General features: G+C 45.8%; 26 protein-coding genes. 4 read left to right on the top strand and 22 right to left on the bottom strand.

The window, feature by feature from the left end; all coding sequences use genetic code 11:
• Nucleotides 1-107: 107 nt before the first annotated feature.
• The 5 genes from bshC to ADM98_RS12875 all read right to left on the bottom strand — a co-directional run bounded on the left by bshC (nt 108) and on the right by ADM98_RS12875 (nt 3,676).
• Nucleotides 108-1,670 (bottom strand): bacillithiol biosynthesis cysteine-adding enzyme BshC, encoded by a 1,563-nt coding sequence (gene bshC, locus ADM98_RS12855; protein ID WP_053453856.1) that lies wholly within the window; start codon nt 1,668-1,670, stop codon nt 108-110.
• Nucleotides 1,671-1,699: 29 nt separating this feature from the next.
• Nucleotides 1,700-2,056, bottom strand: a complete 357-nt coding sequence (locus tag ADM98_RS12860) for a DUF3397 domain-containing protein (protein WP_053453857.1) — start codon at nt 2,054-2,056, stop codon at nt 1,700-1,702.
• A complete protein-coding gene (locus ADM98_RS12865) occupies nt 2,053-2,862 on the bottom strand; it encodes a ketopantoate reductase family protein (RefSeq protein ID WP_053454556.1) in 810 nt (269 codons plus the stop codon). Before ADM98_RS12865 ends, ADM98_RS12860 begins: the two co-directional genes overlap by 4 nt.
• 84 nt (nt 2,863-2,946) lie before the next feature.
• Nucleotides 2,947-3,120 carry a 50S ribosomal protein L32 gene (gene rpmF / locus ADM98_RS12870; RefSeq protein WP_012370841.1) on the bottom strand — a complete coding sequence of 58 codons (174 nt, stop codon included), beginning with the start codon at nt 3,118-3,120 and terminating at the stop codon, nt 2,947-2,949.
• A 46-nt stretch (nt 3,121-3,166) separates the two neighbouring features.
• Complete coding sequence (locus ADM98_RS12875) at nt 3,167-3,676, bottom strand: YceD family protein (protein ID WP_235504895.1); 510 nt, start codon at nt 3,674-3,676, stop codon at nt 3,167-3,169.
• A gap of 171 nt (nt 3,677-3,847) precedes the next feature.
• On the opposite strand from ADM98_RS12875, the gene ADM98_RS12880 reads away from it, so the two are divergent.
• The gene (locus ADM98_RS12880) at nt 3,848-4,999 is read left to right on the top strand and encodes a tRNA(Met) cytidine acetate ligase (protein ID WP_053453858.1); all 1,152 of its coding nucleotides are present in this window, start codon (nt 3,848-3,850) and stop codon (nt 4,997-4,999) included.
• Here ADM98_RS12880 and ADM98_RS12885 read toward each other — a convergent pair.
• Genes ADM98_RS12885 through ADM98_RS12905 form a run of 5 tightly spaced genes read right to left on the bottom strand, consistent with a single transcriptional unit; the run spans nt 4,972 to nt 7,807 of the window.
• Nucleotides 4,972-5,970 (bottom strand): SepM family pheromone-processing serine protease, encoded by a 999-nt coding sequence (locus ADM98_RS12885; protein ID WP_053453859.1) that lies wholly within the window; start codon nt 5,968-5,970, stop codon nt 4,972-4,974. The genes ADM98_RS12880 and ADM98_RS12885 overlap by 28 nt on opposite strands.
• Nucleotides 5,970-6,461 carry a pantetheine-phosphate adenylyltransferase gene (gene coaD / locus ADM98_RS12890; protein WP_029342153.1) on the bottom strand — a complete coding sequence of 164 codons (492 nt, stop codon included), beginning with the start codon at nt 6,459-6,461 and terminating at the stop codon, nt 5,970-5,972. The genes ADM98_RS12885 and coaD overlap by 1 nt, the downstream gene beginning before the upstream one ends.
• The gene (gene rsmD, locus ADM98_RS12895) at nt 6,458-7,039 is read right to left on the bottom strand and encodes a 16S rRNA (guanine(966)-N(2))-methyltransferase RsmD (RefSeq protein ID WP_082318562.1); all 582 of its coding nucleotides are present in this window, start codon (nt 7,037-7,039) and stop codon (nt 6,458-6,460) included. Before rsmD ends, coaD begins: the two co-directional genes overlap by 4 nt.
• A 46-nt stretch (nt 7,040-7,085) precedes the next feature.
• Nucleotides 7,086-7,343, bottom strand: a complete 258-nt coding sequence (locus ADM98_RS12900) for a YlbG family protein (protein WP_023468818.1) — start codon at nt 7,341-7,343, stop codon at nt 7,086-7,088.
• A gap of 23 nt (nt 7,344-7,366) precedes the next feature.
• Nucleotides 7,367-7,807: a YlbF family regulator gene (locus ADM98_RS12905; protein ID WP_035406766.1), complete on the bottom strand. Its 441-nt coding sequence runs from the start codon at nt 7,805-7,807 to the stop codon at nt 7,367-7,369.
• Nucleotides 7,808-7,908: 101 nt separating this feature from the next.
• Here ADM98_RS12905 and ADM98_RS12910 point away from each other — a divergent pair, with 101 nt between their 5' ends.
• Nucleotides 7,909-8,676 carry an ATP-grasp domain-containing protein gene (locus ADM98_RS12910; protein WP_235504896.1) on the top strand — a complete coding sequence of 256 codons (768 nt, stop codon included), beginning with the start codon at nt 7,909-7,911 and terminating at the stop codon, nt 8,674-8,676.
• Nucleotides 8,677-8,786: 110 nt separating this feature from the next.
• Entirely contained in the window at nt 8,787-9,137 is a 351-nt protein-coding gene (locus tag ADM98_RS12915; RefSeq protein WP_035406760.1) for a YugN family protein, read from the top strand.
• 145 nt (nt 9,138-9,282) lie between these two features.
• Here the strand turns inward: ADM98_RS12915 and ADM98_RS12920 are convergent, their stop codons facing one another.
• From ADM98_RS12920 to cyoE, 9 genes are all read right to left on the bottom strand, one after another.
• The gene (locus ADM98_RS12920) at nt 9,283-9,540 is read right to left on the bottom strand and encodes a hypothetical protein (protein ID WP_053453862.1); all 258 of its coding nucleotides are present in this window, start codon (nt 9,538-9,540) and stop codon (nt 9,283-9,285) included.
• 6 nt (nt 9,541-9,546) lie between these two features.
• A complete protein-coding gene (locus ADM98_RS12925; RefSeq protein WP_053453863.1) occupies nt 9,547-10,152 on the bottom strand; it encodes an SCO family protein in 606 nt (201 codons plus the stop codon).
• A 12-nt stretch (nt 10,153-10,164) separates the two neighbouring features.
• Nucleotides 10,165-10,626: a DUF420 domain-containing protein gene (locus tag ADM98_RS12930; protein ID WP_053453864.1), complete on the bottom strand. Its 462-nt coding sequence runs from the start codon at nt 10,624-10,626 to the stop codon at nt 10,165-10,167.
• Between the two features lie 18 nt (nt 10,627-10,644).
• On the bottom strand, nt 10,645-11,550 hold the full coding sequence (ctaG, locus tag ADM98_RS12935; protein WP_053453865.1) for a cytochrome c oxidase assembly factor CtaG: 906 nt from the start codon (nt 11,548-11,550) through the stop codon (nt 10,645-10,647).
• A gap of 131 nt (nt 11,551-11,681) precedes the next feature.
• On the bottom strand, nt 11,682-12,011 hold the full coding sequence (locus ADM98_RS12940; RefSeq protein ID WP_029342160.1) for a cytochrome C oxidase subunit IV family protein: 330 nt from the start codon (nt 12,009-12,011) through the stop codon (nt 11,682-11,684).
• Between the two features lies 1 nt (nt 12,012).
• Nucleotides 12,013-12,642, bottom strand: coding sequence for a cytochrome (ubi)quinol oxidase subunit III (locus ADM98_RS12945; RefSeq protein ID WP_053453866.1), 630 nt, complete (start codon nt 12,640-12,642; stop codon nt 12,013-12,015).
• A 1-nt stretch (nt 12,643) separates the two neighbouring features.
• The gene (ctaD, locus tag ADM98_RS12950; protein WP_052018991.1) at nt 12,644-14,512 is read right to left on the bottom strand and encodes a cytochrome c oxidase subunit I; all 1,869 of its coding nucleotides are present in this window, start codon (nt 14,510-14,512) and stop codon (nt 12,644-12,646) included.
• Nucleotides 14,513-14,547: 35 nt separating this feature from the next.
• Nucleotides 14,548-15,579, bottom strand: coding sequence for a cytochrome c oxidase subunit II (gene coxB, locus ADM98_RS12955; protein ID WP_081780348.1), 1,032 nt, complete (start codon nt 15,577-15,579; stop codon nt 14,548-14,550).
• Nucleotides 15,580-15,643: 64 nt separating this feature from the next.
• Nucleotides 15,644-16,576 (bottom strand): heme o synthase, encoded by a 933-nt coding sequence (gene cyoE, locus ADM98_RS12960; RefSeq protein ID WP_053453867.1) that lies wholly within the window; start codon nt 16,574-16,576, stop codon nt 15,644-15,646.
• Nucleotides 16,577-16,919: 343 nt separating this feature from the next.
• On the opposite strand from cyoE, the gene ADM98_RS12965 reads away from it, so the two are divergent.
• Nucleotides 16,920-17,795: a COX15/CtaA family protein gene (locus tag ADM98_RS12965; RefSeq protein ID WP_442855418.1), complete on the top strand. Its 876-nt coding sequence runs from the start codon at nt 16,920-16,922 to the stop codon at nt 17,793-17,795.
• Between the two features lie 44 nt (nt 17,796-17,839).
• On the opposite strand, the gene ADM98_RS12970 is transcribed toward ADM98_RS12965, so the two are convergent.
• The 3 genes from ADM98_RS12970 to ADM98_RS12980 all read right to left on the bottom strand — a co-directional run bounded on the left by ADM98_RS12970 (nt 17,840) and on the right by ADM98_RS12980 (nt 23,969).
• The gene (locus ADM98_RS12970) at nt 17,840-19,195 is read right to left on the bottom strand and encodes a cryptochrome/photolyase family protein (RefSeq protein ID WP_082318563.1); all 1,356 of its coding nucleotides are present in this window, start codon (nt 19,193-19,195) and stop codon (nt 17,840-17,842) included.
• 75 nt (nt 19,196-19,270) lie between these two features.
• Nucleotides 19,271-22,705 (bottom strand): pyruvate carboxylase, encoded by a 3,435-nt coding sequence (locus ADM98_RS12975; protein WP_053453869.1) that lies wholly within the window; start codon nt 22,703-22,705, stop codon nt 19,271-19,273.
• Entirely contained in the window at nt 22,698-23,969 is a 1,272-nt protein-coding gene (locus tag ADM98_RS12980; protein WP_053453870.1) for an FtsW/RodA/SpoVE family cell cycle protein, read from the bottom strand. Before ADM98_RS12980 ends, ADM98_RS12975 begins: the two co-directional genes overlap by 8 nt.
• Nucleotides 23,970-24,033 lie beyond the last annotated feature (64 nt).

Below are 24,033 nucleotides of genomic sequence, written 5' to 3' on the forward strand. Positions count from 1 at the left end.
ATATTCTCTCGTGAAAACGTTACGAAAATGAGACAGTTTTCTAGATTTATTTAACTTTTGTGTAATTTTCGCTAAAAAAACGAAAAAACCTGCTTGTTTCAGCAGGTTTAGAGGAAAATCTTCAGTTGGTCACTCGTGTTCGCTTCATAGGCTTTCCTTAAGTCCCGAACAAAATTAAGACCATGATGATTCAACCACGGTAGGACAGAATGAACCCGTTCTTGTGGCGCTCCATCAGGAAGCAGATGATAGGCAGTCTCTTTATATTGCCGCGTCTGTCGGTCGAACTGACGTCGATCCTCTGCTAACAGACCGGCAATCGATTGCTCGAGTTGTTTCTTGATCTTCTCACTCTTGCTCGAAGTCCGCAGGAGATGGTGTTCGAGTGAAAGGAACTCGGAGACAAAACTATCTTTTAGCATCGCCGCCGTATGCAAACGTTCTGTCATCTTCTCTTCTGAATAGACCGGAATCGGAACGCCTGACTGAATGATTTTTTCAATCGATACGTCTAGTTTGGCGAGACGTTTTTCATCGCTACGGCGCACAAGTAATCCGCCCATGCGGGGAATCAAAAGTGGCATCGTCCAATTCAGATGATGGAAGAGCGGTCGTAATCGCGTCCAGTAGGCTAATTCCCCTGGACCGCCGATATAAGCAAGCGTCGGGAATAAGTAATCCTGCATCAATGGACGCGTGACGACACTGTTTGAGAACCGCTCTGGACTGGCATACAGTAACGCAATCAACTCAAGCTCTGTATACTGCTTCCCTTGTTTTGTTTCAAACCCGTCTGCCGTCGGATAAAGCAACTGACGACCGTGATCATCAATGAAGAGGTGTGCTGCTTCTTCGTTCAAAAATGTATCAGGTAATTCTGTCGTTTGCGCAATTCCATCCGAAAGAGCACGTCTAAACTCCGCATTGTCTTGAATCAATCGTTCAAAGAACGGAATTTCAAATTCACGGACCACTTGTGTATCAGCATCAAAGAAGACGACATCAAAATCGATCAGTTCACCGATTAATTGTGAAAAGAACATACCGTATGACGTACATTCCTCAACGAGTTGCTTTAGACGCAAGACTAATTGTTTCGTATGCACCGTCTCTGGCATTGCTCGGAACGTCTCTTCGATCATTCCAAGAAGTGCTGACTGATCAAAAGAGAGTCGACTGACTGAGCGGGCAATCGATTCTGCTGGTGCGATCGCAATCTTTCGCGTTTGAAAATCTGCTGTCGGAACATAGACATGGTTAATTTCATCAAAATCATGATCTTCGGTCGCGAGCCAAAAAATCGGAACGACAGGACGTTCGAGCGTCGATTCCGCCTGCTGCGCGACCTTAAGACAGGTCAACAATTTATAGATCGCATATAATGGTCCGCCAAAGATGCCGGTTTGTTGTCCTGTAACGACAGCTTGGGCTTCACCTGTACGTAGTTGTGCGACGCGTTCCCGCAACCGCTCCGTCATGTTCGGATTTTGACGTTCGAGTTCGTCCGTTAGCTTCGCGAGGTGAGGATAGTGACGCTCTTCTAACAAGCGACTTCTCGACTGTAAACCGTTCTCCCCAATGTGGTCGACATATGTTAAGAATTCTTCTCGTGAAGCACGATGCATCAACGAGTTATCATCATATAAGGCTTCAAATGGTTGTACCTTCAAACAAAATCCCTTCTTTCTTACCTAACTGGTCAGCTGATGAACAGTTGACGTATACCAAGCACAAACAATACGAAATGAACAGGTAATGCCAGCAAGATAATGATCCGCCAACTATGTCGAATCATTTGTCTCAAATCGACATCGAGTTGTCGAATCCGTTGCCAGAGCGCATTTAACGCAAAAACCAACAGCACAGCGATGATGATCCATCCCAGATAGTTCGTTCCGGTCAAGGCGATTAATGCAACATGAATCGCATAAAGAACGATAAACGTTCCGAAATCGAGTGCAAATCGAACTGCCTTCCCATGCTTTCGAAACAGAAGTAGAAAGATGAGATACAACGCAATCAGGCTGAATAAAGGAAAAATGATGAAGACCGTCACTGCGGACCCTCCCTCTGTTTGATCTGTTCATAATAAAAAGATAAGCGCGGTGTCACAGTCGTCGCTTGACGTAACGCATATCCGAGTATCGGTTCTACTTCTGTTTGTCGCCCGTGCTCAAGATCCCGTAACATGGAAGAACGATTTTTGCTCGTATTCTTCATGATTCGCTCGATTTCGGAATAAGTAATGTCGTGGTGTGGGAAGATCGTCCGCATCTCGTCAAACAATTGACGGGCTTCTTGTCGATAAGGCATATCAAGTAAGCATCCATTCTCGACGCCGTAAAAGGCAGTCACTGGATTGATGACGACGTTAATGAACAGTTTCGTCAATAAGACAGCTTCCATATCTGATTCGAATTCAAAACATAGCTGTTTTGAGGATAAGTTCGAAATCGCTTCGTTACCGTAACGGATGCGTCCTTTCCCAGTATGCTTGACCTCAAACGGTGCAGTGCGCATGGCACCATGCTCGACGACACCGAATAAGACATGTGGCAATCGCTCTTTCCACTGTAGATGGTCCATCCCGTTTTGCAGGAACATGACAGGACACGTTAGTCGTTCTAGTATTGGAATCACACTTTTTATATCATACGACTTTGTCGCAACAAATACCAAGTCTTCTGACTCGAGTCGATCAATCTTCCGAACCCGTACGAGGCGGCTCGCTTGTCCGTCTAGAATGACCGGTCGTTCTTCTTCTTGTTCTTGTCGTGTATAGAGCGTGACTGAATGTTCTTCCGATAAATAAGAGGCAAGCAATAAACCGATGGCTCCCGCGCCAATGATTCCAATATTCATCTCAATCTTTTCCCCTTTCATGAAAAAAGCGACCTTAAAACCGATTTCTCGATTCGAAGGTCGCTTTTATACCGATCAATCAGCTTACTTGCTGACGATTTCTTTACCTTTGTACGAGCCACATGCTTTACAAACACGGTGTGAAAGTTTCATTTCACCACAGTTTGGGCACTCGACCATACCTGGTACACGGAGTTTGAAATGAGTACGGCGAAGACGTTTGCGTGTTTTCGACGTTCTGCGGAATGGTACTGCCATCGTTGTCCACCTCCTTGAAAAAATACACTCGCCTTTACTTCAGAAATCAGGAATCCTGATCTTTTTTAAAGAACTGAGCGAGACCCGCGAGTCGCGGATCAATTTTTGGTTCGGTTTCCTCTGGATCTTCTTCAGAAAGAATCGTCCAGCCTTCCCCCTCAACCAACTGATTCTCTTCATCATCCCCATGCACTTGCACTGGCACATGAAGTAAAATCAATTCTTGCACGAGCGGTCGAAGATCGACCGTATTCCCGATTGGTACGTTGATGTCATCTGCTTCATTCGAAACAGCATCAACTTCAAGCAGGAATGGCTCGATGGATTCAATCTCGAATGGATAAGCAACGTCACTTAGCGTCCGGGCATCCGGAAGCGTCATTTCGCCGGTAATCCGAAGATTGAATATTAATTGATTCGATGTAAACGATGCATTTGCACGAACGTGCACAGGTTGCACCGCCCGGATATCCGGATGGAGGGCGACTAGCTCATTGAGCTCGATCGTCTCGTTAACCTGAAGTTGACCCAGATTACGCAATTTATTCAATTGCATCAGGGACCATTTCATCCGAATCACCTCAATTGCAACAATATGAATTATAGAGAGGACATCTTGTTTTGTCAATGTTTTTTCTTTACACTGAAATCGCTAGAGAACGAACACTTTTGGACGTCTTCATCCATATTACCGCACTTAATTCGGTTTGCAAAGGAGAAAGTTTTCATGAGGATGACAGCTATCATTTCAGAGTACAATCCGTTTCACAATGGACACTACTATCAAGCGACGACAGCACGACGGGAAACAGGTGCTGATGTCATCGTCGCCATCATGAGCGGGACGTTCATGCAGCGGGGTGAACCCGCATTTACGGATAAATGGACACGCGCTCAAGCAGCAGTTGCTAGCGGTGCCGTTGACCTTGTCCTTGAACTTCCCTTTTATTTCGCCGTCCAGCGTGCAGATCGCTTTGCGCGTGGCGGTGTGACGATTGCCGAGACGATCGGTTGCCAGTCACTTTCGTTTGGAAGTGAGTGTGGCGAGATCGAACCGTTTCTACACGCCGCATCGGAACAGATCGAAGAGACACCTGCATACAAGCAAGCATTACGCGACGGATTAGCATCTGGTCTCTCTTCTGCCCTCGCCGCTAGCCAAGCATTCAAGAGAGTCTCTCAAACGCTTGATTTGACGCAACCGAATAATACGCTTGGTTATTATTACGCTCGCGCCGCAAAAACGCTCGCGCTTCACACGACGCAGCGAATCGGAAGCGGCTACCATGACCTATCAACTGGAGATATCATGAGCGCCACCGCAATACGTGCCCATCATCAAACACATGGTCAGTTGCTCGCGCTTCCCGCACAGACGGAGGATGTCTTGACGAACGCCTCTTTCGCCAATTTTTCACACTATTACCCGTGGATTCGACAACGTCTATTAACGACGCCACTTTCAGAGTTGGTACGGATTGCTGGGATCGATACTTCGTTAGCTCCACGACTCGTGGAAGGAGCGAAACATGCAGTAACGTTCGATACTTTCCTGAATTACGTTAAAACACGCCGTTATACGCGAACAAGCCTGCAACGTGCCCTGATCTATCTTTTAACGACAACGACAGCAGAGGAGGTCGCACGGATCGATTACGACCATGTCGATTTTGTTCGCCCTCTCGCCTTTTCAGAACACGGACGACAGGCACTCAAAACCATTAAAACGCGGACTCCTATATTCAGTACGTTCACGAGTCATCCTTGGCTAACGAAAGAAAGCCAAGTGACAGCTGCATACGCACTGCCCTTGGCTCGTTACGACGCGTTGCTCGAACACCGTCGTTTTCCTTATTTCGCTGGAAGATCTTCTAAATAATCAATCGCGTCTTCAACTGTCTTAATCGGAACGAGCTTCATGTTCGTTCCGAGTTTTTTTATGGACGGTTTTGCTTCTTTATAGTTTTCCCCTGCCGGTACGAACATGATTTCTGCTTCTGCCTCGTCAGCAGCGACAACCTTTTGCCATGCTCCACCAATTGGTCCAACCTTTCCACCTTCTTCAATCGTTCCAGTGCCGGCGATTTTATGTCCTTTCGCCAAGTCCCCTGGTGTCAATTGATCATAGATTTCAAGCGTGAACATCATCCCAGCAGAAGGTCCACCGACGTCTTCGACGCGAAACTCAATCTCAGGATCCGTCGTCACGTTTGAAATTGGGAGCGGTTCGTAAATACCGAGCCCGACTCGTTTGACCTCTTTTGATAACTGGTCTACGCGAATTGTCGTCTTCTTCACTTCCGATTTACGCGTGAACTGAATCGCAACTGGCGTTTTCGCTTTTTTTGCTTGAATCGTCTTCATGAATCCGTCAAACGAGGCTATCGGTTTCCCGTCAACGTCGGTAATGCGGTCGCCTGCCTTTAACTTCCCTTCAGCTGGACCACCTGGAATGACACCGGATACGTAGACCCCATTGAAATCGACATCGACCTTTTGATCCGCCAATTCATACGCTTCAATCGTCGCGTTATGTTGTGCTTCTTCCATGTATAGCTTCTGACGCGTTTCATACTGTGCGTCTGACTCGCCGTCATACAGATAATCACTTACACTCGATGTTTCTGAAAACGGCAGGAACAGGCTTTCTACAAGGAAATAAGGCGTTGCTCGACGCTGTGCGATCGTCAGCATCATTAAGTCTCCTGGTTCCTTATCGCCTCCAGACACATCGATTAAGTCTTCAGTCGACGTTGCATCACCTGGATACGAAATGAAATAAGGAAGTGGTACGAAAAATACGATCAAGGCAGCGATGATCGCTGCTAGGGCGGGTTTCCATGCTTTCATCACAATTCTCCCTTCGTATATTTCTGACGTAACGCTTCTTCGACAGAAGGCGGTACGAGGTCAGCAACCGAGGCACCATATTTAGCAGCTTCCTTGACGATTGAAGAACTTAAAAAAGAGTACTGATTATTCGTCATCATGAACAGTGTTTCGATTTGATCGTTCATCTTCTTGTTGATGGATGCGACTTGCATTTCATATTCAAAGTCCGAGACAGCTCGCAGTCCGCGGACGATAGCAGTCGCGCCGACTTCCGCCGCATAATCGACAAGTAGACCATTAAAGGAGTCAACCTTGATTTGCGGTAAATGAGACGTCACATCGGCGATCAATTCCATCCGTTCTTGGACCGAAAACAATGGTTGCTTCGAAGAATTGTTCAATACGGCAACGATGATCTCATCAAAAATCGGAACAGCACGCTCGATGATGTCTAAATGTCCGTTCGTGATTGGATCAAAGCTACCTGGGCAAATGGCGATTCGTTTCATACCTGGTCTTCCTCCGCTTCCATGAATTCGTACAACGTGATCGAGATGACAGCGGAATAACGAAGTCGACGCACGACTTCAAGCCGTCCGATCTGGTCCGGTAATTCAACAGCAGAGTCATGTTCACACACGATGACACCATTGTCCGTCAGCATATCGTGCTGTTCTATGTACGTGACATGTTCTGTCAATCGTTCTTTAGCATAAGGAGGATCTAAATAAATCAATTTAAATGGTTCCTCAGATGCTAGTTCAGCTAAAGCGACGGCTACATCCTTTTTCAAAACACGTGCTTGATCCGTATAATGCGTCGTTCGTAAGTTATCTTGGATCGTTTGGACGGCCTTATGATGTTGGTCGACGAAAACTGCTTCCTCGCATCCTCTTGAAAGAGACTCGATACCAAGACCACCACTCCCCGCAAATAGATCAAGCGCTCGTCCTCCGTTGAAATACGGACCGATGACATTGAATAATGATTCCTTGACCTTATCCGTCGTTGGTCGTGTCTGATCCCCCGGTACTGCTTTTAGTCGTGTTCCTTTACGTTCCCCTGAAATGACTCGCATTTCCTTCATTCCTTTCAACAAAGAAGCGACGAGGATGTCCTCATCGCTCCATGGATTATGCTTCTTCAGGCATTTTGCCTTTTTTGTTCGCGAACGTCTCCGTGATGAACGGTCGTTCTGAACGTTTGATCGATTCGACGAACGGGAGAGTCGAAATGACTTCCATCACCTGTTCATGCTGATCTAAATCGACATACAGATGAACGTATCGTTCACGCTTAGACGTAAAGTAGACGTTCCCGTAACGGCGTAATTGACGGGATGCTTTCATCGCATTGACATAGACGATGAGTCCCACTCGTTCCTTGATCACGCCAGCCTACCCCCTTCACTTCGTTATCCGCTACAGCTACAGCTGCCACCGGTCGAACAACCTCCGGCGCATCCTTGGTCAAAGAACGGATTTCCCGTTGGTACTTTGATTTGCGGTGATACTTCTCCAGCAAGTTTCAGACTGATTTGTCCAAGTAACGTCTCGAGTTGTTTTTCCGCTTTTTTGAACTGTGCAACTTCTTCTTGTAAATCCAGTCGCCGTTTGACTTCGTGGACCTTTTTCGTGATCGTCTGGTAGTCAGGATGATAACGTCCAAATCGTTGCACGAGTTCATAGTCCTCCTTGACTTGATGAAAGTCACGGATGACGGACTGTGCCTCTACTGACTCTTGCTGTGCTTGTTTTGCACATCTATATGCTTGCCCCGTTTCACTTTGAGCGAGAGATCGAATGAGGTCTTCCGCTGCGTTGATGAGGTCAATCGTCTTATCGGTATATATCACAACGAATCTCCTCCTTAACTTTACCATCTTATCATAACATTTCTCTCCCTCCTAGCCTGTTGAATTGTGTATAATTTGTTCAGAAGGAAGGAATGAACTCTATGCAACTGCTCTCTTTTAATATGTTCCGGACGATTGGAATCAAGACGGAACATGCCAAATCAGATTATCACTTTGATTCCTTAAAAAAAATCGAACAAGCGGATGTTGTCTTGTTCCCGGAATATTGGCAAATCCACTCGATCATCTATGGCATGAAAAAGCCGATTTTTCCATCGGCTGCTACATTCCATTTAGGACATGATAAAATTGAAATGACACGGATTTTTCAAACCGTCATTCCAGATCACATCCCGCGAACAGGCATCTACGGAAAAAATGAATTCACCGTCGATCGTGTCTTACGTGAATTTTCTTTTCCGTTCGTCGCTAAGACGGTTCGTAGTTCAATGGGACAAGGTGTTCACCTCATCAAAAATGAAGCGGACTGGAAAAAATACACGGATACGCATGAGACATTTTATATTCAGGAGTATATCCCGAATGAGAAAGATTTGCGTATCGTCGTCGTTGGCGATCAAGTTCTCGCTGCGTACTGGCGCGTCGGTGGTGCTCAGTTCTTGAATAACGTCGCTCAAGGTGGCGTCCTTGACTTTGATGATGTGCCACAAGATGCGATTGATTTCGTGCTCGAGCTGGCGAAACGGCTCGATATCGATCATGCTGGTTTCGATCTCATCATTCGTGACGGACACTGGTACGTTCTTGAGTTCAACGTCTTCTTCGGTGGTGAAGGACTCAATCATCTTGGCATCCATGCACCAGATACGATTCTTGAATATATCGAACGAAAATATGGAAGTTCATGAATTCTTCAAAATGACTTCACATCTTTTGCGTCACCATTTCATTCATTATGGTATGATAGTTTGGAAAGACTAGTATCTACTAGCAAACTGGGGTATAGGGGGATTCAAACATGAAGTTTGAACAATATGGTATCGAAGGCAAGGAACTGAAGTTCGGTCTTCTCGAAACAATCATGGATCATCACCGTTTCGTTCGTGAAGGACAATGGGATTACGAACGTGCGATGTATGACATGAAGTACGAAAAACAATCAACGGGTGAAGTATTCTACCTGCGTGTTCCAGTCTATGCGATTCAAGGTGAGATTGAAGATCGTCACGCTGTCGTTCGAATGATGACACCACTTCTCGGTAAACACTACTATCCGCACGGTGTCGAGTATGATGAGACGTTCCCTCCGGAAATCGTCAAGGATTGCGAACGTCGTTTAGCAGCATTGCTCGAAACACTCGAAAAATAAGTTCTACACGTAGAGGTTCCAATTAGGAACCTCTATTTTTTTATTCTTCATTTTGTACAAAAAAGCCAATGAACTCGCATCACTTGCGAAGTCATTGGCTGATTCATCTATCGGATTGTTGTCACGTAACGTAGTTCTTTACATCTTAACGCGCAACGAATTGTACATAGGATACGACATCGTCTCCGAGCTGAATCCCAAGCTGCTCGCGCACATGAAGATAGAGTGCGTGAAGTGACGTTGCCGGTGCATCTACCTTTACACTGAAAGCAATCTCTTCTCGGTCCATCCGCTTGATTCGGGAATGGTTTACGCCATAATCTTCGATCGCACAAGCAAGTAATTCCTCGATGGCTTGAACAGAGACGGTAATATCTCCTTGCAAGTACTCTTCATAAGTCATCTTCCTTCACTCCTTCGCTAATTGTGTGACCGAAGACATGACCTCTTCTAAGTCGACCGGTTCATCTGGCGTCTTCGCCATTGAAGAGATCGCCCGTACTTTATTCTCACGGTCTAAAATGAACATTTGTGTTCCGTGAGTAACTAAGCCACTCTCCGCCTTCGAATAATAGAAGTTCAACTGACGTGTCAACCGGTCGATGACGACCGGGTCTCCCGTCAATACCTTCCACCCTTTAGCATCTGCTTCAAAGTTCGAAGCATACGATTTCAAGACTTTTGGTGTGTCGACTTTTGGGTCAACCGTCACAGCCACAAGTTCTACGTCGCTTCCGTATAACTCTTCACTCCGTAGCTTTTTCTCAAGCTTTCGGTAATCATTTAGCGTCAACGGACAAATATCAGGACAGTTCGAGTAGAAGAACGTCAATACTTTGACCTTTCCATCTTCCGAATTGAATGATTTTCCGTCTACGGCATTCGTTAATTCAAATTGTGTAGGTTCAGCAATGACAGGTAACTTTTCTTTCATGAAGAAATAATAATACCCCCCGGCTGCCGCAACTAAGACAAGGACGACGGCAGCGACCGTCAAGTAACTATTCTTTTTCAAGTTGGCTCCCCCTTAATGACTCCAGATCGCCCGGAATACGTTCGTCGTCTCACCCGGATCGTAGACGACATATAATAAGCAGTACACGATGACCCCAGTGATGGCTGTCAAAAACCAAATGATCGAGGCAACTGGTCCGATTTTGCGGTGACGCGCAAAGTTCTTCTTATACGCGTGATAAAGTGCCATCAGTCCGAGCACCCCACCTGACGTCGCAAGTAGGATGTGGAAGATCAAGAATCCCGTATAGTAAGGCTTGACGGATTCAGGACCACCAAAGGCTGTATTACCAAGCAAAATCGTCCGCAAGGCATACATGATGAAAAACAATAAGGCAAGTGCAGCAGCAATCGTCATCACGGTTTGGTGAGCTTTCATGTTACGACGCGTCTGGGCAATCAAGAACCAGCCAATCGCTACGAAAATCGCGCTGATGACAATCAGCGATACACAAATCAACGGCAAATAACTCATGTTCCAACTTCCTCCAATTTAATCCGCTTTTGGCGTGAAGGACATGCCTTCATCCACGGCAGTACTTTTCGAACGACGTACCCATGTAAAGAAGGTCAATCCGAAGAATAGACCGTATACGAGTTCTTGACCGAGCTTCATGAGGACACCACCGAAACGTTGATCCTCTAGTAAATCATCAGTCGTTCCAAGCAGTCGTTCCAGATTCAAGCCACTTAAATCATTGTTTGGCATACAGTAAGCGAGTACTTTCGCAAATGTTGCCGGATCTTGATAAGCTTGATACTGGAAACTTTGACTGAAGATCATAAAAGCACAGGCAGGTGTCAGCAGGACACCGTTCGCAACGATATATACCATCTTCTTCAAATCAGAAAGGCTATCCGCCTCATTGACAGGTGCAATGATTGGATACCACATCGTCATGCTCAAGAAAATCAGTGTGCCGTGGAACAGACGGTGAACGGTATAGTTCGTCAAGACATAGTCAAAAATAAATGGCATGTGATAGAACGTAAATAAGGCATTAAAGACGACAAGTGCAATCAACGGCTTGATGAAGAATTTTAGGATCTTCCCAAGGTACGGTGTATCGAACAAGCGCTTATAAAGCCACTCTGGTATCGCAATCAACAAGAGCGGCGGTGCGACCATATAGACGAATACCATCTGCAACATATGTGCAGAGAAGGTGATATGCGCTAGCAGGTCTAACGGACTTCCAAAACCGATGTAAAAAACGATCAATGCCGCGAGCATCGAAAACTTTTGCCCAAGCGTTGTTTCCGGCTCATCCGGACGACGCAACTTTTCTGTCACGACAGCATATAGGACATACAATCCAACGAGTATCAACGCATAATACGGACTCCATAAGACAGTCCATTCGAATTGCGAAAGTGCTCCCCTTAAATTGCCTAACATATTTCTTCACCCCGTTCCTTTCTCTTACAAACTAAGATTACCGTTCCCCTATTTCATTGTAAAGGTTTCTCATAAAACGATTCCAAAATAAAAGACCATCCTGCTAAACGTTAGCAGAATGGTCACAATTCTTACCAGATCAAAAGACGAAGTGTTGCAACGATCGTCAAAGCGACGAAGATGCCAAGACCCATCATGACTTTGATCCATGTGTTGCCTTTGTTGTTCATATGCATGAACATGTAAAGCTGAAGATAAACTTGAACGATTGCCATGATGATCAAGAACCCACCAGCTGCCCAGTGTGGCATGAGATCAGCCATAACAGCACCAAAGGCGATGAGTGTCAAGAAAATCATGAGTGCGAAACTGATGAGTTGCAGTTGTGTCTCACGACCACGCTCTGCTTTCATCTCAAGCTCGATTTGATTGCGCGTAAGTTGCGGTTCGTGTTTTTCCATCTTATTTCACCATCCCCATGAGGTAGACGACTGAGAAGATAAAGACCCAGACGACGTCAATGAAGTGCCAGTAAAGACTTGAAACATAGTACTTCGGCGCATTCACGACTGTAATGCCACGGTTCCAGTTCCGGATGAGCAATGTCGAAATCCAGAGAAGACCGAACAAGACGTGTCCACCGTGGAATCCAACGAGTGTATAGAAGGCAGAACCAAAAGCACTCGAAGTGAATGTGTGACCGATGTGGTAGTAGTGATTGAACTCGTAAATCTCACCCGCCAAGAATGCTAATCCAAGAACGAGCGTGATGATCAACCACATTTTCATTTTCTTAACATCATTACGTTTCATTGCCATCATCGCAAGAACACTTGTGAGTGAACTTGTAAGAAGAAGCATCGTCATGATGAAGACGAGACCCATCTCAAAGATGTCATAACTGCGTAATCCTTCTTTTGCACCAGAGTTATGAAGTCCGATGTATGTCCCGAAGAGAGAGGCGAACAATGTCGTCTCTCCTCCAAGGAAGAACCAGAAGGCTACATATTTATTCTTACCCTCAAGTGTTGCTTTTTCAACATGATCCGGAATACCCGTGATCGGGTTGTTCGGTAATGAATGATGACCCATCTTACTTCGCCTCCTTTTCTGCTTCAAGGCGTAGATCTTCTTCGACGACTGATTTCGGGATGTAATATCCTTCATCGTCGATCCAAGAACGGAAGAACATCGCGATGAATGTCATCGCAAGACCGATCAAGGCAATGACAAGACCGACAGTTCCGTAATCTAGGCGAAGAATGAATCCAAGACCTGCAAGGAACAGACCGACTGACATGACGAATGGCAAGATCGAGTTGTTCGGCATATGGATATCGCCGACTTCTTCAGAAACAGAAACTGTTTTGTTCCCCGCCATTTTTTCGAGCCAATACGTATCTAAACCTTTGACGAGTGGAATTTGTGCGAAGTTGTACTCAGGAGTTGGAACCGGAAGTGTCCACTCAAGCGTACGTCCATCACCCCAAACGTCGCGTTTTACATATTCTTTTGACATCAATGCAGCAACGATCGAGATGACGAGAATGATCGTCGATACACCCATGAAGGCTGCACCGATAGAAGAAAGTAAGTTCATTGTTTCCCAACCTTGGTTTGGCAAGTACGTGAAGACACGACGTGGCATACCTGTAAGACCGAGAATGTGTTGTGGGAAGAACGTCAAATGGAAGCCAATGAAGAACAACCAGAATTGAATTTTACCCCAGAACTCGTTAAGCTGTTTCCCAAACATGAGTGGGAACCAGTAGTACAGACCTGCGAAGAGACCGAAGACAACCCCACCAACGATAACGTAGTGGAAGTGAGCTACTACGAAGTAACTGTCATGGTACTGATAATCGGCAGGTGCTACTGAAAGCATGACCCCTGTCATACCACCAACAAGGAATGATGGAATGAATGCGACCGAGTAAAGCATTGCAACTGGGAACGTCAACTTACCGCCCCATAGTGTAAAGAGCCAGTTGAAGATTTTGACCCCTGTCGGTACAGCGATTGCCATCGTCGCTACTGCGAAGATTGCGTTTGCAACTGGACCAAGTCCAACTGTGAACATGTGGTGGACCCAAACCATGAATCCGAGGAAACCAATCAACATTGTCGCAAAGACCATCGTCGTGTAACCGAAAAGACGTTTACGAGCAAACGTAGGAATGATTTCAGAGAAAATACCGAATGCTGGCAAGATCAAGATATAAACTTCCGGGTGACCAAAGATCCAGAAGAGATGTTCCCAAATGACGATGTTCCCGCCCGCTGCCGGGTCAAAGAAGTGAGCACCGAAGAGTCGCTCGAACGTCAAGAGGAATAATCCAACCGTAAGTGGTGGGAATGCGAAAACGATCAAGGCAGAAGCAACGAATGCTGTCCATGTGAAGAGTGGCATCCGCATTAGTTTCATACCTGGTGCACGCATGTTCAAAATCGTAACGAGGAAGTTAATCCCCCCCATAAGTGTACCAAAACCAGAAATCTGTAACCCGAGTGAGTAGAAGTCAACACCGAGTGACTCTGGTACTGTCGAGAGTGGCGCGTATGCTGTCCACCCAGCGTTTGGTGCAGCGCCAAAGAACCAAGAAAGGTTCAGTAAGACTCCACCGAAGAAGAACAACCAGAAACCGAGTGCATTCAAGAACGGGAACGCAACGTCGCGTGCTCCGATTTGAAGTGGTACTGCGGCGTTCATATACCCAATCAACATTGGCATCGCTGCCAAGAAGATCATTGTCGTACCGTGCATCGTAATCAATTGGTTAAAGAGTTCACCGCTGACGAAATCGTTCATCGGTTTAATCAATTGAAAACGAATCATTAGGGCTTCTACGCCACCAACTAGAAGGAAGAACAATCCAGAGATGATGTAGAGAATCCCGATTTTCTTATGGTCGACTGTCGTTAGCCAGTCCATGATGCCGCTTTTCTTCTGCGGCATACCCATAGTATGTGTCCCCACTATGATTCCCCCTTAAAAAATTATTGGAGCTTTTTGTCCAATAGATAATCTGCCAATTCGCTCAATTCTTCATCGCTAATCTTATCTTCAGAGAATCCAGGCATTTTTGTACCTTGTTTCTCTTTTTGAGGATCGCGAATCCATTTTTCGAGGTTTTCTTTATCATGCTTGAGGTAACCCGCAATACGCTGACGATCACCGAAGTTCGTCAAGCTAGGTGCGACTTTCCCGCCGCCATGACAGCTGAGACAGTTCTGGGCGTAGACTTGCTCACCAGTCGTCCAGTTCTTTTCATTCTTTTTATCGAGCTGTTTTGTTTCTGCTTCTTTTGCAGATTTCATGTCTTTCAACCACTTGTCGTAGTCATCCTGCTCCATCGCAACGACTTTAAAGTCCATCAATGCGTGAGAAGGACCACACAACTCGGCACATTTACCGTAGTACGTGCCTGCTTCTTTTGCTTGTAACCACATTTCGTTGTCAAGACCTGGGTTTGTATCTGTCTTACCAGAAAGAGCTGGTACCCAGAATGAGTGGATGACGTCTTTAGACGTCAAGTTAACCGCAACACGTTTACCGACTGGGATGACAAGTTCTTGTCCTGTCGAAACACCCTTGTCTGGATATTCGAATTCCCACCAGTAAAGGTTTGCTGTAACGTTGATTTGTTCGTTTTTCTTTGCTTCTTTTGCATCTGCAAGTTCAACCGTTGTTTTGATCGTCGGAATTGCAAGAACGATCAAGAGAAGGATCGGAATGACTGTCCAGATGATTTCAAGCGTATGGTTCCCTTCGACTTGCTTCGGAACCGTGTTATCACCTGATTTACGACGGAATTTCATAAGTACGTAAATATAAATGACGGCTACGATCGCAAGGACGAACAACATGACCCACAAGCTAAGCTTGATGATTTCAAGTTGCATTTCAGCGCCTTCTCCGCGAGGCTGTAGCGCAGACAATTCCGGAATTCCACAACCTGATAACATAAGTGCCATCAAGCCGATTGGAAGAAGCCGGAAGAGCATTTTTACTGATTTTTTCACAACCATCCCCACTTTCTTTGTCCCCAATTTTGTCTTTCGTAATGGTGTACGTGAATTATGTCAAATCGTTTTAGAGAGAAACGAGTACGACCGTCACGATCCAAGCCGTGAAATAAAAGAGTGAGAAGAAGAACATCTTCGACGCCCATTTGATTTCGGCTTGTTCATCTTGGATCTTCAGACCTTTCAGTCCCATATAGAGCCAATATCCACCGAGCAGTGCCATAACGATCATGTAAATGATGCCATAGTGTGCTAAGAGGAGTGATGATGGAATGAGTACTGCAATCCACCATACAATTTGTCGTTTCGTGATCGCGAATCCGTTTACGACAGGTAACATCGGGATACCTGCTGCCCGATACTCCTCTGTCCGTCGCATCGCGAGTGCAAGGAAATGTGGTGGTTGCCACACGAACATGATGAGGAATAAAATCCACGCATCAATGTGAAGCGTCGGAGTGACTGCCGCAAATCCAATGATTGGTGGCACAGCTCCTGAAATACCACCTACGACTGTATTGATCGTATGTGTCCGTTTTAACCACATCGTATAAATCACGACGTAAACGAATGATCCGATCAATCCGAACACTGCCGCCACATGGTTGACGATCAACAACAATACCGTACCGGTCGCAAGAATACCGAGTCCTAGTGCGAGTATCCGCTGTCCATCCATCTTCCCAGTAACGCTTGGTCTTCCCATCGTCCGCTCCATCTTGTAATCGATGTCCCGGTCAATGTAGTTATTGAGGTAGCAACTTCCGGCAATGACCAATCCACTCCCGAGAAGCGTCCACAGTAACATCCACTTGGTTTGCCATAAATACAACAGGACATCATCCGTTATGTACGATGCCGCTACGACATACCCTGCGAAGACCGTAATTAGATTGGCACGGACAATCCCCATTTTTGCTAGGGTAATATAGTCCTTGAATGTTGGCTGATCTGTTTGCTCGATTGCCATATCCAGTGCCTCTCCAGTAACTTTCGCCATGCTGTTCCCTCCTTTTCACCGTCTGCTTCTGTTTAGCACCTAGGCTTCACGTAATTTCTTCACAGAAATAACACAGACATGCCACGAAACGCCCTTTTCTCTATAAAAGATACCACATAATCAGGACCGTGACGTATGAAAATACTTTCGACATAATGAACAAAATGTGAAATCTATGTGATTTTCATCACAGTTCACCATATTTACCTAATACTAGAATAGCGTTGTTCTAAAAGATTGCAACCCTTTCAGGGCTTTTTATGCGATACTAGTCCTATGGAAATCCATGTATTTCGTATTTTTTTAGAAAGGTGGTGTCCAAATCTTGAATCGAAAACTTTCGATGTTTTCAGCCTTCGTCACGTTTACCATGATGATCGTCTTGCTGATGGGTGGGACAGTCACAAAAACGGATTCAGGCGATGGTTGCGGAACGGATTGGCCACTCTGTCATGGGGAACTCATTCCGACGAACCCAAGTGTTGAAACGATGATTGAATATAGTCACCGTGCTGTAACTGGAGTCGTTGGACTCTTAATCATCGCCTTATGTCTCTGGACGCTCGTTGCTTTCAAGGATCGGCTCGATACGAAGATCTTCGCGTTTCTCGCCTTCATCTTCATGTTGATTCAATCGATCGTCGGAGCTGGTGCTGTCGTTTGGCAACAATCGGACCTCGTCATGGCGTTACATTTCGGTATCTCCTTGATTTCTTTTGCTTCGCTGTTGATTTTGACGTTGTTGATCATGGAGCGTCCTGGTCAGGAATTCAGGGAATCGGTCCCAGCATTCTTGCGGAAGCTTTTATACGGTCTACTCATCTACACGCTAATCGTCGTTTATACCGGTGCTTACGTACGTCACGTCGGCGCTACATATGCTTGCGTTGGTTGGCCGGTCTGTTCTCAACCGTCCATGACGTTTGAGGCGTGGGTGCAGATGATTCACCGGATCATGGCAGGATTATTGTTCCTATTCACTTTATTTGTCCATGTCGTCGCGATTCGTTTAAAACACCGGACGACAACGATTGGAATGGCGTTCGCGACATTCTTCATCACATGCCAAGTTGCTACAGGCGCTTGGATCGTCCTTGGTGGACACGCGACGTATGTCCCGTTACTACATGCTTTCTTGATTACATGTTACTTCGGTGTCTTATCTTACCTGACGTATCATGCATTCCGAACGCGTAAGGCACATAGTCGTCTTCAATAAGATCATAAAGAAAGGATGTTCCTCCGCCGAGGAACATCCTTTCTTTATTTAAACCGAGCAATCGCACGCTTTCGTGCTTCATCGTGTGCAACGATCGGTTCTGGGTATCTATAGTCTTCTCGTTGTTGTTGCGTAGGTTCATGAATATACTTCTTTGATAAATCCTTGATCTCCGTGACGTACTTTCGAATGAATTCTCCGTCTTTATCAAATTTCTTTGATTGTGTCGTTGGATTGAAGACACGGAAGTACGGGACGGCATCCGTTCCGACAGATGCTGCCCATTGCCATCCTCCGATATTCGATGCCGCTTCATAATCGACGAGTTTCTGTTGGAAGTACTGTTCACCCTTCTGCCAGTCAATCAATAAATCCTTCGTTAGGAAAGAAGCAACAATCATTCGGAGACGATTATGCATCCAGCCTGTTTGATTCAGTTGTCGCATCGCTGCGTCGACGATTGGATAACCCGTCTTGCCTTCACACCACGCTTTGAAGCCCTCTTCATCCTTCTCCCACTCGATTTCCCGGTATTGTGTGTTAATGGCTTGTCGTTTTGATTCTGGGAAGTGCATCAAAATCATGTAGTAGAATTCTCGCCAAATGAGTTCGGTGATGAATGTCTGCTTTCCTTTTGATTCCTTCGCATCTTGAACAGTTGCATAGACGGTTCGAATACCGATTTCTCCAGTTCGTAAATAACGAGAAAGCAAACTCGTGCCGTCAACAGCCGGAAGATCACGATTCTCGTCATACGCTTCAAGTGATTGTTCGACGAACGTTTTCAAACGTTGTTGCGCCTGTTTTTCGCCCGGATGAAAGACTGCGTCTGACTGTGCCTTCTTGAAATAGCCTTCGATGAAGCTATTATCGTGCTGACGTTTTTGATAATGATCTCGTAATTTTTGCCATTTGACTTCGTATGCCGCAGGAACGTCTTTTTTTACGAACGCATTCTTATACGGTGTGAAGACTTTATAAAACGTTCCATCCTGCTTTTTAATGTCATGTGGGTGAAGCAGATGACGATCTAGTAAACGCTCTGTTTGACGATTTCCTCGCTTCTTGATGATGCCTTCATCTCGAGTCTTGAACGGTTCTACGTATTCAGCATTAAACAAGAGAATATCTGCGTCATCGGTCGCATCTAAGAAAGCCTGTTCATCGCCTTCGATGAAGCGAATCGGTAGCTCTTTTTCTTTACAAGCATTCGAAAAAACTTCGAGCGCTTGAAAGAAATATTGTTGGCGTGCTTCATATTCCCCGATGTAATCTGGATTGAGCCAAAAGACGAATTCTACAGTCGCCTTCGGATTTTCTTCTAGTAATTCAATGGCACGTGCCAACATGTGGTTATCCTGTAATCGAAAATCACTTCGAACCCAACAAATAATGTTCAATCGTATCCTCTCCTACTACATATTGAATGAAAAACAGGCAGCCCGCCGAGCGTGCGCCTGTTTTTCATTGTGACCTTATACGAATTCAATCAACAAGTCTTGGCTAGCGATTGCTTCGCCTTCCTTGACGTGGACTGCTTTAATCTCACCATCTTCTGGTGCTTGGATCGTCGTTTCCATCTTCATCGCTTCCGTAACGAGAAGTTGTTCTCCTTTACGGACGCGTGTACCCGTCTCAACGAGTACCTTCAGAACGCTACCCGGCATGGATGCACCGATTTGTTTTGCGTTACTCCGGTCCGCTTTCGGGCGACTCGATGAACTTTCTTTGATGCTGATGTCTTTTACTTCGACTTCACGTGGGACACCGTTCATCTCGTAATAGATTGTCCGCATGCCATGATCGTCTGGCTGACCAATCTGAATCAACTTGAGGTAAAGTGTCTTGCCTCGTTCGATTTCGACCTCGATCGTTTCACCTAGACGCATTCCATGGAAGAATGTATTCGTATCAAGAACGGAAATGTCACCATATCGCGCTACGTATGAACTATAGTCCATGAAGACTTTTGGATAGAGCGCGTAAGCGAGTGCGTCAAACTCTGTAACCGGTCGTTCGAGTTTTTCAAATAACTCGTGTTTGATCGCATCAAAGTTGAGTGGCTCCATCATCTTACCAGGACGTTCCGTCAGCGGAGCAGCTCCTTTGAGAATTGCCCGTTGAACGTCTTGCGGGAAACCATCCGGTGGTGTTCCAAGTTCTCCTTTCATCAGTTCGACGACTGAATCTGGGAAATCAAGTCCGCTTGCTCGATGCAAGACATCTTCTTCCGTCAAATGATGTTGGACCATGAAGAGCGCCATATCTCCGACGACTTTCGATGATGGTGTAACTTTGACGATATCGCCAAACAGCATGTTGACACGCGCATACATCTCCTTGACTTCAGACCAACGATCCGCAAGACCGACAGCTTTTGCTTGTTGCTGTAAGTTCGAGTATTGTCCACCTGGCATCTCGTGGTCGTAGACCGTTGGATTCGGTGCAATCATATCGAGTTCAAATGCTTGGTAGAGATGACGTACATCTTGCCAATAATCCGAGATCTGTTCAAACTTCTGCGCTGACACGAGCGGCTGACGTGGATGACCACTTAAGGCATGAATCAAACTACCACCCGCTGGTTGACTCGTCAGTCCAGACATACTTGATGCTGCAACGTCGACAACATCAACACCGGCATCAATCGCACGCGCATACGTGTAGATACCGTTTCCACTCGCATCATGTGTATGAAGATGGATTGGTAACGATACGGCATCTTTAAGTGCTGACACGAGCGCATAAGCTGCTTCCGGTTTCAGAAGACCTGCCATATCCTTGATTGCAATGATGTGGGCGCCACTTTCTTCGAGTTGTTTCGCCAAATTGACGTAATACGGCAGATGATATTTCGGACGATTCGCATCGAATAGATCGCCTGTATAACAGACAGCTGCTTCCGCGATTTTACCTGTTGGCAAGACTGCATCGATTGCGAGTTGAATCGACTCCGGGTTATTCAGGCTATCGAAAATCCGGAAGACGTCGACTCCAGCTTGTGCTGCTTCTTTGACGAACGCATGGATGACGTTGTCCGGATAGTTCTTGTAGCCAACAGCATTCGCACCACGAAGCAACATTTGAATCAAGACGTTCGGCATCTTTTCACGCAATTTCATCAAGCGAACCCATGGATCCTCCGATAAGAATCGGTAAGCAACATCGAACGTCGCACCACCCCAGGCTTCGACAGAGAACAATTCTGGTAACAGTTTCGCTTCTGCCTCTGCGATGGCGACGAGATCCTTCGTCCGCATTCGTGTCGCAAGTAGCGACTGATGAGCATCACGGAATGTCGTATCGGTCAATAGAACATTTTCTTGTGCTGTCAACCATTTCGCGACGGTTTCCGGACCTTCCGCATCAAGAATTGCTTTTGCTCCCGGTGTGTAATCCGCGGAAAGAATCTTTGGAACCCGGACATCGCGTGCAAGCGGTTTGTCCAATTTTCCGATTCCCGGGAATCCATTGACGGAAACCTCTCCGATGTATGTCAAGAGCTTCGTTCCTCGGTCTTGACGTTTTGGGAAGATGAATAACTCTTGCGTATCATCGATGAACGACGTGTTGTAATCACCACTAACGAACGCATGATGCTTCAAGACGTTGCTCAAGAACGGAATGTTCGTTTTAATACCACGGATGCGGAATTCACTAAGGTTTCGACGCATCTTCGCGACGGCTTGATCGTAAGTTAAACCATGCGTCGAGATTTTAACGAGAAGCGAATCATAGTACGGTGAAATCTCTGCTCCGACATAGGCATTCCCACCATCGAGACGTACTCCAAAACCACCCGGTGAACGGTAGGCTTTAATCTTCCCTGTATCCGGTAAGAAGCCGTTCTCAGGATCTTCCGATGTAATACGACTCTGGATCGCAAAACCAAGCATCTTAATCTCTTCTTGTTGTGGTATACCAACGAGGTCGCTATGTAACGATTCACCTTCAGCGACACGAATTTGAGTCTGAACGATATCGATGCCCGTGATCATCTCTGTAATCGTATGTTCGACTTGAACACGTGGGTTGACTTCGATGAAATAGAATGATTCATCTTGCGTGACGAGGAACTCGACCGTTCCTGCATTTTCGTATCCGACATGTTTCATCAACGTGACGGCTGCGTCACAAATCTTTTGTCGACCTTCATCTGAAAGTGTCACACATGGTGCCACTTCAACGACTTTTTGGTGACGACGTTGCACAGAACAATCCCGTTCAAACAGGTGAATGATATTTCCATGCGCGTCTCCGATGATTTGGACTTCAATATGTTTTGGACGTTCAATCAATTTTTCAACGTAAATCTCATCAGAACCGAATGCCTTCAGAGCTTCTGATTTCGCGCGTTCGATCATGTCTGGAAGCTCTTCTTCTGTCCGGACGACACGCATACCACGTCCACCGCCACCAAGCGATGCTTTGACCATTAGCGGATAGCCTGCTTTTTCTGCAAACGCATAGGCTTCGTCAATCGACGAGATTGGACCATCCGTTCCTGGGATGACAGGAAGACCCGCTTCAATCGCTGTCGTCCGTGCCCGTACTTTATCCCCGAATTTGTAAAGATGGTCTTCTTGCGGTCCGATGAAGATGATACCTTCTTCGCGACAACGTTTTGCCAGCTCAATGTTCTCAGAGAGGAATCCATAACCAGGATGGATCGCATCACATTCGGCTTTTTTCGCTGTTGCAATGATATCTTCAATATCGAGATAAGCTTCGATCGGTTTTTTTCCTTCTCCGATCCGGTACGCTTCATCGGCTTTATAGCGATGAAGAGAACCCATGTCCTCTCGCGAATAAATGGCAACGGTACGAATACCGAGTTCTGTCGCTGCACGGAAAACGCGAATCGCGATTTCCCCGCGGTTTGCTACGAGAATCTTCTGGATTTTAGTCAACTGATGCTCCCCCTTTAGTTAATGAGCTTGTGGCACTCATCGAACGTGCAGTCCGCACTTCTTTCTGATAAGCCACTCGATATTTGTTTTGCATGGAAATGTTCGCCATTACACCAAGCATCGTACTCATGACGAGTAACGATGAACCGCCGTAACTGATGAATGGCAAGGTAACACCTGTTCCCGGAAAGAGACCAGACATCGCCGCGATATTGATACATGTCTGAATAAAGATGATACCTGAGATGCCGAGCGCAAGCATACTCGAGTAAAGTGAGACACACCGATTAGCGATGATTGCCCCTTGAATCATCAAGTAGAACAATAGACCGAGCACGACGAGAACACCCACAAATCCAAGCTCCTCTGAGATGATCGACATAATATAGTCGGTTTCAGGTTCCGGCAAATAACCGTACTTCTGAAAACTATTCCCTAGACCGACCCCAAATACCCCCCCGTGGGCAATTGATATAACGGAATTGATAAGCTGATATCCCTTTCCTTCCGCATCGAGAAATGGATTTAAACTTGCTTGAATCCGTTGCATCTGATTATCAGAAAAGTTATTCCAAGCATACATGAAAATGAGTGGAACACTAATGGCACAAAGAGCGATGTATCCACTAGGTAATCCAACAGCGAATAGGATCATCGCCGTGACAAGTAAAAGTATGAATAAACCACCATCATCCGGTTGCATACGAATGATAATCGCATATGGTGCCAGTAACACGACCATTGGAATCAAAATCCAGTCCGAGAAACTAAGTAGAATGCGTCGTCCTGAAGTCGTCCCTTTAATTTGACGATGAATGAAATGATGTACGATTCCAATCACCCCGTCCATTTTTCCTTTATGTTTTTGATCAAAATAACTGGCAAGTCCTACGACGAGGACGAATTTACAGAGTTCGATCGGTTGAATCAAGAAGATACCGAAGTTCAACCACGCGCGGGCGCCGTTTAGTGGAACCGAGAACAACGTTGCCATCAACATCAACCATGTAATCAAATAAAGGATTAAACGAATGACCGGTCCACGGAACACCTCATGGTTAATTTGCGAAACGAAAAGGAACAGCACGATAGCCATCGCATCAAACATCAACTGCTTCTCAAAGAAGGACGTATTCGCATAATCTCCACCGTTCCACACGCTCGCACTATAGACCATGACCGTACTGATTGCCATGAGGATGAGCATCGTAAAGAATAGACCATAATCAAAAAATGCTCGTTTTTCTTTAAACTTCGCTAACATATGTACACGTCCTTTTTTTATTCTCTAAAAAAAAATACCCAAACGCCGCATTTCACGTTTGAGT

It is taken from the genome of Exiguobacterium sp. BMC-KP, from assembly GCF_001275385.1.
In the GTDB taxonomy this organism is placed as follows: Bacteria; Bacillota; Bacilli; order Exiguobacteriales; family Exiguobacteriaceae; genus Exiguobacterium_A.

Coding starts and splice junctions, on each gene's coding strand:
- ADM98_RS12865 (WP_053454556.1), bottom strand. CDS start 2,862: ATGAATATTGGAATCATTGGCGCGGGAGCCATCGGTTTATTGCTTGCC.
- rpmF (WP_012370841.1), bottom strand. CDS start 3,120: ATGGCAGTACCATTCCGCAGAACGTCGAAAACACGCAAACGTCTTCGC.
- ADM98_RS12875 (WP_235504895.1), bottom strand. CDS start 3,676: ATGCAATTGAATAAATTGCGTAATCTGGGTCAACTTCAGGTTAACGAG.
- ADM98_RS12880 (WP_053453858.1), top strand. CDS start 3,848: ATGAGGATGACAGCTATCATTTCAGAGTACAATCCGTTTCACAATGGA.
- ADM98_RS12885 (WP_053453859.1), bottom strand. CDS start 5,970: ATGAAAGCATGGAAACCCGCCCTAGCAGCGATCATCGCTGCCTTGATC.
- coaD (WP_029342153.1), bottom strand. CDS start 6,461: ATGAAACGAATCGCCATTTGCCCAGGTAGCTTTGATCCAATCACGAAC.
- rsmD (WP_082318562.1), bottom strand. CDS start 7,039: ATGAAGGAAATGCGAGTCATTTCAGGGGAACGTAAAGGAACACGACTA.
- ADM98_RS12910 (WP_235504896.1), top strand. CDS start 7,909: ATGCAACTGCTCTCTTTTAATATGTTCCGGACGATTGGAATCAAGACG.
- ADM98_RS12915 (WP_035406760.1), top strand. CDS start 8,787: ATGAAGTTTGAACAATATGGTATCGAAGGCAAGGAACTGAAGTTCGGT.
- ADM98_RS12920 (WP_053453862.1), bottom strand. CDS start 9,540: ATGACTTATGAAGAGTACTTGCAAGGAGATATTACCGTCTCTGTTCAA.
- ADM98_RS12930 (WP_053453864.1), bottom strand. CDS start 10,626: ATGAGTTATTTGCCGTTGATTTGTGTATCGCTGATTGTCATCAGCGCG.
- ctaG (WP_053453865.1), bottom strand. CDS start 11,550: ATGTTAGGCAATTTAAGGGGAGCACTTTCGCAATTCGAATGGACTGTC.
- ADM98_RS12940 (WP_029342160.1), bottom strand. CDS start 12,011: ATGGAAAAACACGAACCGCAACTTACGCGCAATCAAATCGAGCTTGAG.
- ADM98_RS12945 (WP_053453866.1), bottom strand. CDS start 12,642: ATGGGTCATCATTCATTACCGAACAACCCGATCACGGGTATTCCGGAT.
- ctaD (WP_052018991.1), bottom strand. CDS start 14,512: ATGGGTATGCCGCAGAAGAAAAGCGGCATCATGGACTGGCTAACGACA.
- coxB (WP_081780348.1), bottom strand. CDS start 15,579: ATGGTTGTGAAAAAATCAGTAAAAATGCTCTTCCGGCTTCTTCCAATC.
- cyoE (WP_053453867.1), bottom strand. CDS start 16,576: ATGGCGAAAGTTACTGGAGAGGCACTGGATATGGCAATCGAGCAAACA.
- ADM98_RS12965 (WP_442855418.1), top strand. CDS start 16,920: ATGTTTTCAGCCTTCGTCACGTTTACCATGATGATCGTCTTGCTGATG.
- ADM98_RS12980 (WP_053453870.1), bottom strand. CDS start 23,969: ATGTTAGCGAAGTTTAAAGAAAAACGAGCATTTTTTGATTATGGTCTA.